This window comes from Kosakonia sp. BYX6 (genome assembly GCF_038449125.1).
Taxonomy (GTDB): Bacteria; Pseudomonadota; Gammaproteobacteria; order Enterobacterales; family Enterobacteriaceae; genus Kosakonia; species Kosakonia calanthes.
Map to the genome: position 1 here is coordinate 4,470,433 of NZ_CP151800.1, position 11,411 is coordinate 4,481,843.

Consider the following 11,411-nt stretch of genomic DNA (forward strand, 5'->3'; position numbering starts at 1 on the left):
TCAGAATCGGTAATGCGCGGCAGTTTACCTGATATCGCGCTGAATTGCCTGCCAACGCGCAAATGCCGGGCGGCCAGATGCCACCGCATCCGCCCAGCGCGTCGGTTCCGGCAACCGGTAACCTTTCACACAGCGCTGCACCCACGACAAGGCGCTATCCTGGCTGACACGATGACCCGTGGTGATAAACAGCGGATTGCAGCGCGCTTTACTGCGCCACACCCACGCCAACTTTTCGCCTTTGTCGAAAAGCGGCGACAGCGCGCCCGGCTCATCGGCGAGCGGCTCAAACTTACCGCACAGCCGTTTCTTCGCCACACCAATAGTTGGCACATCCACCAGCAGGCCAAAATGGCTGGCCACACCGAGCCGACGCGGATGGGAAATGCCGTGCCCATCCACAAAGAGCAAGTCCGGCTTTTGCGACAACATCTCCCACGCCGCCAGCAGCGCGGGATATTCGCGAAAAGAGAGGAAACCGGGGATATAAGGCATAGTGGTGGCGATACGCGCCACCTGATACTCCACCAGTTCGAGAGACGGCCATGACAACAACACCATCGCCGCTCGCGTCACTTCTCCGCCCTGTTCGAACCCGACATCCGCCCCGCCGATCAACCTCGGCGGATCGTTATCCAGGCGATCCTCGTGGATCACGGAAGAAGCCAGTTCACGTTGTTGTGCGCGTAGTGACGCGAGATCCATATTCTCTCCTTACTGGTGCCAGGAGGCCGATAGACGGTGCACCGCCTCGGCAAACACGCCTGCATGTTCCGGCGGAACATCCTGATGGATGCCGTGACCGAGATTAAACACGTGGCCTTCGCCTTTGCCAAAGCCAGCCAAAATTGTCGCCACTTCTTCTTCAATGCGAGCGGGTGCGGCATAAAGCATGGAGGGATCCATGTTGCCCTGCAACGCCACTTTATCGCCCACGCGGCGGCGCGCATCGGCAATATCCGTTGTCCAGTCGAGGCCCAGCGCGTCGCAGCCAGTGGCCGCCATCGCTTCCAGCCACTGCCCACCGCCTTTGGTGAACAGCGTGACCGGCACACGGCGGCCGTCGTTTTCACGCAGCAGGCCATCGACGATTTTATGCATGTAGTAGAGCGAGAACTGTTGATAATCGCGCCCGGTCAGCACGCCGCCCCAGGTGTCGAAAATCATCACGGATTGCGCACCCGCGCGGATCTGCGCGTTGAGGTACAACGTGACACTTTGCGCCAGCTTATCGAGCAGCGCATGCAGCGTGAGCGGCTCGGCGTACATCATTTTTTTGATAACGGTAAAAGCTTTGCTGCTGCCGCCTTCGACCATATAAGTCGCCAGCGTCCACGGGCTTCCCGAAAAACCGATCAACGGCACGTCGCCTTTCAGCTCGCGGCGAATGGTGCGCACGGCGTTCATCACATAACCCAGTTCATCTTCCGGGTCGGGGATGGGCAGCTTATCGACATCCGCCTTGCAGGTGATTGGCGAGGTAAAACGCGGCCCTTCACCGGCTTCAAAATAGAGGCCAAGCCCCATCGCGTCTGGCACGGTGAGGATATCCGAGAAAAGGATCGCCGCATCGAGCTTATAGCGGCGCAGCGGTTGTAACGTCACTTCGCAGGCCAGTTCCGCATTTCTGCACAGCGACATAAAATCACCCGCTTGCGCGCGAGTCGCCTTGTATTCCGGCAAATAGCGGCCCGCCTGGCGCATCATCCATACCGGCGTCATATCTACTGGCTGGCGCTGAAGCGCGCGCAGGTAACGATCGTTTTTCAAGTCGGTCATTGTCAGTTCCTTAAGCGTCAGGGCGCCAGTATATACACCTTATTCATCGTCTGCCCGACACATCGCCACCGTGTCTTCGATCAAGCGACGCGCCACGGTGCCCGGCGAAGGTAACAGCGGCAGGTTGTCATAACGATACCAACCCGCATCCAGCAGCTCTTTCGGATCTATGTGAATCTCGCCGCTGTCGTATTCCGCCATAAACGCCGTCATCAGCGATTGCGGGAAAGGCCACGGCTGAGAAGTGACATAACGCAAATTCTTGATTGTGATACCACTCTCTTCCATGACTTCACGCGCGACCGCCTGCTCCAGGGTTTCGCCGACTTCAACAAACCCGGCGAGCACGGTGTAAACGCCGTTACGGTGACGTGTGTGCTGGGCCAGCAAAATGCTGTCGTCCCGGCGGATCGCCACAATGATGCAGGGCGCGATTTGCGGATAGTAACGTTCGCGGCAGTGATCGCAGAGCATCGCCCATTCGGTTTTACTGGGGTGCATGGTATGCCCGCAATAACCGCAAAACTGGTGCGAACGGTAAAACTCCGCCAGTTGCACGCCGCGCCCGGCTAACTGGAACAGGCCGACATCCTGATCGATAAGCTGGCGAACCGATCCCATCTCCTGGCGACGATTCTGGCGGATCATCCAGACCGCTTCGCCCTGCCACTCGCCAATGTGCAGTGCGCTTTGCCCCACAAGATCGAAATTTCCTGCCTTGCCATGTGGTAATTCTCCTGCGGGCAACCATAATTTTTGTTCATGGCTGACGATCCACCAGCCCTGATCGCTTGCTTCTATAAGACGGACCATTGCACTACCTTAGCTTCACTGGCATGTTGTTAATATTATTATTACATCGTTTTCACACTTACATTTTTGCGGAGCCATTTATGCTGAACCAGCTAGAAAGCCTGACAGAGCGCGTTGGTGGAAGTAACAAACTTGTCGATCACTGGTTAGATGTGCGTAAGCAACTTCTCGTTTCTTACTACAATCTGGTTGGCATAAAGCCTGGCAAAGGATCGTTTGTGCAGCTTAACGAAAAAGCGCTGGACGATTTTTGTCATAACCTGGTTGAATATCTTTCCGCGGGTCATTTCAATATTTATGAACGCATCATCAGCGAAATGGAAGGCGCCAGCCCTCTTTTAGCCGCAACTCAGCTCTATCCGCAACTGGAAGCCAATACCCTGGAAATCATGAAATATTATGATTCGAGCCTGGAAAATGCCATCGATGACGACAACTGTCTGGAGTTCCAGCAAGCGCTCTCTGGCATTGGCGAAGCGCTGGCCGCGCGGTTTACGCTCGAAGACAAACTGATCGTGCTGGCGTTTGATAACAACCTTCATGAAAGTGCTAATGACGAAAGTGGGATGGCCCGCCCGGCTTGAGTTCTTAAACATTAGCGCGTAGTTTAAAAAGCAGTCCCCCGCTTATGGGCGGGGTTTTTTCTTGTCGGAGTGCCACTGTTTTACACAAAAGCTTTCGCGCTGTGTCTATGAACCTCTAGGGGGGAGCAGATGCAGCCACGTGAAAGAGGAAGTGTAAAAAGGCTGAGACCGTTAATTCGGGATCCGCGGAACCTGATCAGGTTAATACCTGCGAAGGGAACAAGAGTAATCCATTCACATCAACCACCCTCACGGGCGGTTTGCTGCCATTACTCCATCCGTCGTCTGACAAGCCATCTCCTCTAATTCTGGAATGAGCTATGTCTACAACTAAACTGACACGCCGTGAACAACGCGCCCAGGCGCAACACTTCATCGACACGCTGGAAGGCACCGCTTTCCCCAACTCTCACCGGATTTACATCACCGGTTCGCAACCTGATATCCGCATTCCGATGCGCGAAATCCAGCTCAGCCCGACGCTGCTCGGCGGCAGCAAAGCGCAACCGCAATATGAACAAAATGAAGCGGTGCCGGTGTATGACACCTCCGGCCCGTACGGCGATCCGGCGATTGCCATTGATGTGCAACAAGGGTTGGCGAAGCTGCGCGCGCCATGGATTGCCGCCCGCGATGACAGCGAAACTCTTGAAAAGCGCAGTTCCGCCTACACCAATGAACGCCTGGCGGATGACGGCCTCGACGAGTTACGTTTTAGCGGCTTACTGACACCGCGTCGCGCCAGAGCAGGCCAGTGCGTGACACAATTGCACTATGCCCGCCAGGGAGTTGTGACGCCGGAGATGGAATTTATCGCCATCCGCGAAAATATGGGCCGCGAGCGCATCCGCAGCGAAGTGCTGCGCAGGCAGCATCCGGGCGAAGGGTTTGGCGCACGCCTGCCGGAAAATATCACACCAGAATTTGTGCGTGATGAAGTGGCCGCCGGTCGCGCGATTATCCCGGCCAACATCAACCACCCAGAGTCGGAACCGATGATTATCGGCCGTAACTTCCTGGTGAAAGTGAACGCCAATATCGGCAACTCCGCCGTGACGTCTTCCATTGAAGAAGAGGTGGAAAAGCTGGTGTGGTCGACCCGTTGGGGCGCGGACACGGTGATGGATTTATCCACCGGGCGCTATATTCATGAAACCCGCGAATGGATCCTGCGTAACAGCCCGGTACCGATCGGCACGGTACCGATCTACCAGGCGTTGGAGAAAGTGAACGGGATCGCCGAAGATCTTACCTGGCAGGCGTTTCGCGACACGTTGCTTGAACAAGCCGAGCAAGGCGTGGACTATTTCACCATCCACGCGGGCGTGCTGCTGCGCTACGTGCCGATGACCGCCCAACGCCTGACCGGCATTGTCTCGCGCGGGGGCTCGATCATGGCGAAATGGTGCCTTTCACATCATCAGGAAAACTTCCTCTACACCCACTTCCGCGAAATCTGCGAAATCTGCGCCGCGTACGATGTTTCGCTCTCGCTCGGCGACGGCTTGCGCCCCGGTTCCATTCAGGATGCCAATGATGAAGCGCAATTCGCCGAACTGCACACCTTGGGCGAGCTGACCAAAATCGCCTGGGAGTACGACGTGCAGGTGATGATCGAAGGCCCCGGCCATGTGCCGATGCAGATGATCCGCCGCAATATGACCGAAGAGTTGGACCATTGCCACGAAGCACCGTTTTACACCTTAGGACCGTTGACCACCGATATCGCGCCGGGCTACGACCACTTCACCTCCGGGATTGGCGCGGCAATGATCGGCTGGTTCGGCTGCGCAATGCTCTGTTACGTCACGCCAAAAGAACACTTAGGCCTGCCGAACAAAGAGGACGTGAAGCAGGGATTGATCACCTACAAAATCGCCGCCCACGCCGCCGACCTGGCGAAAGGCCACCCTGGCGCGCAAATCCGCGATAACGCCATGTCGAAAGCGCGTTTTGAGTTCCGCTGGGAAGACCAGTTCAACCTCGCGCTCGATCCCTTCACCGCACGCGCCTATCACGATGAAACCCTGCCGCAAGAGTCCGGCAAAGTGGCGCACTTCTGCTCGATGTGCGGGCCGAAATTCTGCTCAATGAAAATCTCCCAGGAAGTGCGCGATTACGCGACGGCGCAGGCCATTGAAGTCGGCATGGCGGATAAGTCCAACGACTTCCGCGCACGCGGCGGCGAAATCTACCTCAAAAAGGAGGAAGCCTGATGTATCAGCCTGATTTCCCTCCGGTGCCCTTTCGTCTGGGGCTTTACCCGGTCGTTGATAGCGTTGAGTGGATTGCGCGTCTGCTGGATGCGGGCGTGCGCACGCTGCAACTACGCATCAAAGACCAACGCGACGATCAGGTCGAAGACGAGGTGGTTACCGCCATTGCGCTCGGTCGACGCTACAACGCACGGCTGTTTATCAACGATTACTGGCAACTGGCGGTTAAGCACCAGGCCTACGGCGTGCATCTTGGTCAGGAAGATCTGGAAACCACCGACTTGAACGCAATCCGCAAGGCCGGGTTACGCCTCGGCGTGTCGACCCATGACGATATGGAAATCGACATCGCGCTGGCGGCGCGCCCATCTTACATCGCGCTGGGTCATGTGTTTCCGACGCAAACCAAACAGATGCCGTCCGCCCCGCAGGGGCTGGCGCAACTGGCTCGCTATATCGAACGGTTGGGCGATTACCCGACGGTCGCTATCGGCGGCATTAGCCTGGCGCGCGCGCCGGAGGTGCTCGCCACCGGCGTTGGCAGCATTGCGGTGGTCAGCGCCATCACCCAGGCGGATGACTGGCACCAGGCCACCCGCCAGTTACTGGAATTGGCGGGGGTGGGCGATGAATGATAATGATTTTATGCGCTATAGCCGCCAGATTTTGCTGGAGGATATCGCCATTGCCGGGCAGCAAAAACTGCTCGCCAGCCGGGTATTGATTGTCGGTCTCGGCGGGCTTGGCGCACCGGCGGCGGTCTATCTTGCCGGTGCGGGCGTCGGCACGCTGGCGTTAGCGGATGATGACGCCGTACACCTCAGCAACCTGCAACGCCAAATTCTGTTTACCACCGACGACATCAACCAGCCAAAAACCGCTGTTACGGCGCAGCGGTTGCATGCGCTGAACCCCGAAATCGAACTGATCACCTTGCAACAGCGGCTCAGCGGCAAAGCGCTGCACGAACAAGTCGCCAACGCTGACGTGGTGCTTGATTGCAGTGACAACATGCTGACACGCCAGGCGATTAACGCCGCCTGCGTCGCACTGAATACGCCGCTTATCACCGCCAGTGCGGTGGGTTTTGGCGGCCAGTTGATGGTGCTGACGCCGCCCTGGCAACACGGCTGTTACCGCTGTTTGTGGCCGGACGAAAGCGAACCAGAGCGCAACTGCCGCACGGCAGGCATTGTCGGCCCGGTGGTCGGCATTATGGGCGCGATGCAAGCGCTCGAAGCCATCAAATTATTGAGCGGCATGCAGGCGATTTCCGGCGAATTGCGGCTGTTTGATGCCCGCACTCATCTCTGGCGCACGCTGGCGTTGAACCGCGCCATTGGCTGCCCGGTCTGTGGGGGGCAGCATGCAGATACGCTTCAATGATGAACCAATGCATTGCGCGGCAGAGATGCCGGTCGCCACGCTGCTAAGCCAGCTTAATCAGTTAAAACCTGGCGTCGCGCTGGCGTTGAATGAACAGATCCTGCCGCGCGAGCGCTGGGAAGAACAACTGGTGCAGGACGGCGATCGCATCCTGCTGTTTCAGGTCATCGCAGGGGGTTGAGATGCTACGTATTGCAGAAAAAACATTTTCGTCACGGCTGTTCACCGGCACCGGTAAATTCGCCACACCACAACTGATGGTGGACGCTGTTCGTACCTCGGGCAGCGAACTGGTGACGCTGGCCATGAAACGCGTTGATTTGCGTCAGCGCAACGACGGCATCTTACAACCCCTGCTCGACGCGGGAGTGACGTTGCTGCCAAACACCTCCGGGGCGAAAAACGCGGAAGAGGCCATTTTTGCCGCAGAACTGGCGCGCGAAGCGCTGGGGACGCATTGGCTTAAGCTGGAAATCCATCCCGACGCCCGCTGGCTGCTGCCCGATCCCATCGAAACACTGCGCGCCGCAGAAAAGCTGGTGCAGATGGGCTTTGTCGTGCTGCCTTATTGCGGCGCCGATCCGGTGCTGTGCAAGCGGCTGGAAGAGGTCGGCTGCGCGGCGGTGATGCCACTCGGCGCGCCCATTGGTTCCAACCAGGGGCTGGAAACCCGCACCATGCTGGAGATTATCATTGAGCAGGCCTGTGTTCCGGTGGTGGTGGATGCCGGAATCGGCGCACCAAGCCACGCCGCGCAGGCGCTGGAAATGGGCGCAGATGCCGTGTTGGTGAATACCGCCATCGCCGTGGCTGACGACCCGATCCGCATGGCGCGCGCGTTTCGTCTGGCAGTAGAAGCTGGCGAGTTAGCCCGCGAAGCCGTACCGGGCGCGCGCCAGCGCTATGCCACCGCCACCAGCCCGCTGACTGGTTTTCTGGAGGCCACACAATGAACACGTTTAGCGACCGCTGGCGGCAACTGGACTGGGATGACATCCGCTTGCGCATCCACAGTAAAACTGCAACAGATGTTGAACGCGCCCTCAGCGCCCGCCAGCCCACGCGCGACGATATGATGGCGCTGCTTTCGCCTGCGGCCAGTGATTTTCTTGAACCGCTGGCACAAAAGGCGCAGCGGCTGACCCGCCAGCGCTTTGGCAACACGGTGAGTTTTTACGTGCCGCTGTACCTTTCCAATCTTTGCGCCAACGACTGCACGTACTGTGGCTTCTCAATGAGCAATCATTTGAAGCGCAAAACGCTGGATGAGCACGAAATCGCCCGCGAGTGCGCGGCGCTACGTGAACTGGGGTTTGAGCATTTACTGCTGGTTACTGGCGAACATCAGGGCAAAGTGGGAATGGACTATTTTCGCCGCCATTTGCCGGATATTCGCCGCCAGTTCGCCTCATTACAGATGGAAGTGCAGCCGCTTTCTCAGCAAGAGTACGCCGAGCTGAAAACATTGGGGCTGGATGGCGTGATGGTCTATCAGGAGACGTACCACGAAGGCCAGTATGCGCGGCACCATCTGCGCGGCAAAAAGCAGGATTTTTTCTGGCGGCTGGAAACCCCGGAGCGGCTGGGGCGTGCGGGGATCGATAAGATCGGGCTGGGCGCGTTGATGGGGCTGTCTGATAGCTGGCGCGTAGACTGTTATATGGTGGCGGAGCACCTGCTGTGGCTACAGCAACATTACTGGCAGAGCCGGTTTTCCATCTCGTTTCCGCGATTGCGGCCGTGCGCCGGGGGAATTACGCCCGCGTCACTGATGGATGAACGCCAACTGGTGCAAACCATTTGCGCGTTTCGCCTGCTGGCGCCGGATGCGGAGTTGTCGCTGTCGACGCGTGAATCGCCGCACTTTCGCGATCATGTCGTCCCGCTGGCCATCAATCACGTCAGCGCGTTTTCCAAAACACAGCCGGGCGGTTATGCCGATAATCACCCGGAGCTGGAGCAGTTTTCCCCCCATGATGGTCGCCGCCCGCAGGAGGTCGCCGATGCGCTTTCGGCGCGCGGGTTACAGCCGGTCTGGAAAGATTGGGATAGCTGGCTGGGACGCGCGCCGCAAAAAAACCGCAACACGGTGATAAGCGGTTAATAGCTTGCGGCGAAGTACGTAAATCAAAAATCGGGTGATGGCATCGCCGCACCCGATCCTGCACTGTTGCGCAGTCAGATTAAGCGACTGACCGGAGCGGGCGCTTTTCCCTCTTCCGCTCCGCCCACCGCCTGACAAGTACGCTATCTTGCCGCTAAGCCCTATACTGTTATCTGCCACTCTTCTGCATGTTCAAGGACAAGAAAATGCGCAGCGGAAAACTTTCGTTTACCACACCGATTCTGGTCAGTCTCGCCGGAATTTTCCTCAGTTTTATCGTGATTGCTGTGCTGGTCACCGCAGGTCAGCGCAAAGAGTTGCTGGAGGAATACCACGGGATGAACCACAACTTCGCCCATAACATGGCGGTGAACTACACGCAGTCCATCCTGCGTGAAAACGACTACGTCCTTAATCGCGCCACTGCGTTCTTCGCCCACGATGATCAGTTAGACGCCACCGTCTCCGGCGATCGGGACAATGGGTTAAAACTCCTGATGCAACTGTTGGCATTGATGCCATCGGTTTCGTCGATTTCACTCGCCGATTCGCAGGGCCATTATCTGCGCGCGCCGCAAGTGCTCGGCAACAATGAAAATTTTAATGCCAGTTCGCGCCCGTGGTTTATGCATCAGGCGGAAGCCAGCATGTTCAACCACTACACCCGCAGCTACACGGATTTCTTTACCCACAACCCAACAGTAAGCATTTACAAGCCGGTGATTGCGCCAGATGGCAAGCTGAAGGGGACACTCGCTTTTCACCTCGATCTGGCGTCAATGGGTTTTAGCCTGCGCACCATGCAAGCCCCGATGCCGGGCGAATTCTTTATTGTCGATCGCGACGGTAAGGTGATGCTGCACCCGGACTCCGGCGTATTGTTCAAACCCTATATCAGCCATTCGCTGATCTCGGCCATGACCAGCGGTGAGAATTCGCTCTACGACGAAAAAAGCGCGAGCTGGTATTACTACTATTCCTTCACCAATCCGGACTGGTTTGTCATTTATAAAGTCTCCGCCAGCACGCTCGACGCTCGCGTCCACCATCAGAGCATGCTGATCAGTTGGGGGTTTGGCACCGCGGCGGTGATGATTATTTTGTTCGGCCTCTATTTACGCCATAGCTCGCGCACGGTGCTGATGAATATCATCAATGCGATAAAAACGGGCGATGTGCAGCGCGCGCCAAAACTGGAAGCCATGCTGAGCAAAGCCATCGAGAGCAACAAAGAGCGCGAACGGACGTGGGCGCGGCAAGCGACTATTGATGCTTTGACCAACTGTAAAAACCGCCGCGCGTTTGATGGCGACATTGCCGCGCTGATGAACGATCACCAACCGTTTGCCCTTGCGCTGGTGGATATCGACAATTTCAAATCCATTAACGATACCTGGGGTCACCTGAACGGCGACATTGTGCTGCGCAATGTCGCGCGTGAGGGTATGCAGGTGCTGCAACCGCAGGGGATCTCGCTTTACCGCTACGGCGGCGAAGAGTTCGCGGTCATTTTTCCGCAGCCGCATAGTGATGATGCATTGGCGCTGCTGGAGCAGTGGCGTATGAAGGTAGAAAGTCGCACCTGGCGCGAAGAAGGGCTGGCGGTGACATTTAGCGCCGGGCTGGGTGAATGGCATATGGAGCCGCTTAATCAGTTGGTCGCCAGCGTCGACGAAGCGCTGTACAGAGCGAAGCAACAAGGCAAAAACCGCATCTTACAGGTGTCGAGCACGGGAGGGAGCAATGCATAGCCAAGTTGTAACCGGTTTCATTTCGTACAGGTTTTCTTTGTGATGCCATACACACAATCACGGTAAAGCGGTTGTTGAAGCCGGCGGAGCCAGATAATTATCACTCATCCCATCAACACCGAGGCTGACTATGAAAAACATCGTTTTATGCTGTGCAGCAGGTATGTCCACCAGCATGTTGGTACAACGCATGAAAGACGCGGCGCAAAAAAAAGGCGTTGAAGTGACCATCAAAGCGGTTCCTGTTGCGGAATTCAAAGATGAAATCGCAACGGCGGATATCGTGTTGCTGGGGCCACAAGTGAAATACGAGCAGGCGAAGTTACAAGCGCAGGCAGAACCGCTGGGCAAAAAGGTGGCGGTGATCGACATGATGGATTACGGCATGATGAAAGGTGATGTCGTACTGGAAAAAGCCCTTAAGCTACTGGAGTGAGCGCGTGGAAGATTTAGAAACCATCATTATGGAATTACTGGTTAACGCCGGTGCAGCACGGAGTTCGGCGTTAACTGCACTGCAGATGGCGCGAAAAGGCGAATTTGACGATGCGGAAAAGGCGATGGAGGAATCGCGGGAATTCGTCAAAGCTGCCCATAAAATTCAGACCCAACTGATCGGGCTGGATGAGGGAGCTGGCAAGCTGCCGGTAAATTTAATCACGGTGCATTCGCAGGATCACTTGATGAACGCGATGGTGATTCAGGATCTGGCTGGCGACATGATTGAGATCTATCGCCGCTTACCGCCCCGCGATTAACACGCTCTTTCCTGCGACAG

At 56.9% G+C, this 11,411-nt stretch carries 13 protein-coding genes; 10 read left to right on the forward strand and 3 right to left on the reverse strand.

Annotated elements, in window-relative coordinates; translation table 11 throughout:
- Positions 1-24 precede the first annotated feature (24 nt).
- From nfi to nudC, 3 genes are read right to left on the reverse strand one after another with little or no spacing between them, the layout of a single operon-like run.
- Positions 25-705 carry a deoxyribonuclease V gene (gene nfi, locus AAEY27_RS20885; RefSeq protein WP_342322690.1) on the reverse strand — a complete coding sequence of 227 codons (681 nt, stop codon included), beginning with the start codon at positions 703-705 and terminating at the stop codon, positions 25-27.
- Between the two features lie 9 nt (positions 706-714).
- Positions 715-1,779, reverse strand: a complete 1,065-nt coding sequence (hemE, locus tag AAEY27_RS20890; protein ID WP_342322691.1) for a uroporphyrinogen decarboxylase — start codon at positions 1,777-1,779, stop codon at positions 715-717.
- A 39-nt stretch (positions 1,780-1,818) separates the two neighbouring features.
- Positions 1,819-2,592, reverse strand: coding sequence for an NAD(+) diphosphatase (gene nudC, locus AAEY27_RS20895; RefSeq protein WP_342322692.1), 774 nt, complete (start codon positions 2,590-2,592; stop codon positions 1,819-1,821).
- Between the two features lie 80 nt (positions 2,593-2,672).
- On the opposite strand from nudC, the gene rsd reads away from it, so the two are divergent.
- From rsd to AAEY27_RS20945, 10 genes are all read left to right on the forward strand, one after another.
- On the forward strand, positions 2,673-3,176 hold the full coding sequence (gene rsd / locus AAEY27_RS20900) for a sigma D regulator (protein WP_342322693.1): 504 nt from the start codon (positions 2,673-2,675) through the stop codon (positions 3,174-3,176).
- Between the two features lie 320 nt (positions 3,177-3,496).
- Positions 3,497-5,392 (forward strand): phosphomethylpyrimidine synthase ThiC, encoded by a 1,896-nt coding sequence (thiC, locus tag AAEY27_RS20905; RefSeq protein WP_342322694.1) that lies wholly within the window; start codon positions 3,497-3,499, stop codon positions 5,390-5,392.
- Positions 5,392-6,027: a thiamine phosphate synthase gene (thiE, locus tag AAEY27_RS20910; protein WP_342322695.1), complete on the forward strand. Its 636-nt coding sequence runs from the start codon at positions 5,392-5,394 to the stop codon at positions 6,025-6,027. Before thiC ends, thiE begins: the two co-directional genes overlap by 1 nt.
- The gene (locus AAEY27_RS20915; RefSeq protein ID WP_342322696.1) at positions 6,020-6,778 is read left to right on the forward strand and encodes a HesA/MoeB/ThiF family protein; all 759 of its coding nucleotides are present in this window, start codon (positions 6,020-6,022) and stop codon (positions 6,776-6,778) included. Before thiE ends, AAEY27_RS20915 begins: the two co-directional genes overlap by 8 nt.
- Positions 6,759-6,959 carry a sulfur carrier protein ThiS gene (gene thiS, locus AAEY27_RS20920; protein ID WP_342322697.1) on the forward strand — a complete coding sequence of 67 codons (201 nt, stop codon included), beginning with the start codon at positions 6,759-6,761 and terminating at the stop codon, positions 6,957-6,959. The genes AAEY27_RS20915 and thiS overlap by 20 nt, the downstream gene beginning before the upstream one ends.
- 1 nt (position 6,960) lies before the next feature.
- Positions 6,961-7,731: a thiazole synthase gene (gene thiG / locus AAEY27_RS20925; RefSeq protein ID WP_342322698.1), complete on the forward strand. Its 771-nt coding sequence runs from the start codon at positions 6,961-6,963 to the stop codon at positions 7,729-7,731.
- Positions 7,728-8,882 (forward strand): 2-iminoacetate synthase ThiH, encoded by a 1,155-nt coding sequence (gene thiH / locus AAEY27_RS20930; RefSeq protein WP_342322699.1) that lies wholly within the window; start codon positions 7,728-7,730, stop codon positions 8,880-8,882. Before thiG ends, thiH begins: the two co-directional genes overlap by 4 nt.
- Before the next feature lie 206 nt (positions 8,883-9,088).
- Positions 9,089-10,633: a sensor domain-containing diguanylate cyclase gene (locus tag AAEY27_RS20935; RefSeq protein WP_342322700.1), complete on the forward strand. Its 1,545-nt coding sequence runs from the start codon at positions 9,089-9,091 to the stop codon at positions 10,631-10,633.
- Between the two features lie 130 nt (positions 10,634-10,763).
- Positions 10,764-11,069 (forward strand): PTS sugar transporter subunit IIB, encoded by a 306-nt coding sequence (locus AAEY27_RS20940; protein ID WP_020456060.1) that lies wholly within the window; start codon positions 10,764-10,766, stop codon positions 11,067-11,069.
- A gap of 4 nt (positions 11,070-11,073) precedes the next feature.
- A complete protein-coding gene (locus tag AAEY27_RS20945; RefSeq protein WP_342322701.1) occupies positions 11,074-11,391 on the forward strand; it encodes a PTS lactose/cellobiose transporter subunit IIA in 318 nt (105 codons plus the stop codon).
- Positions 11,392-11,411 lie beyond the last annotated feature (20 nt).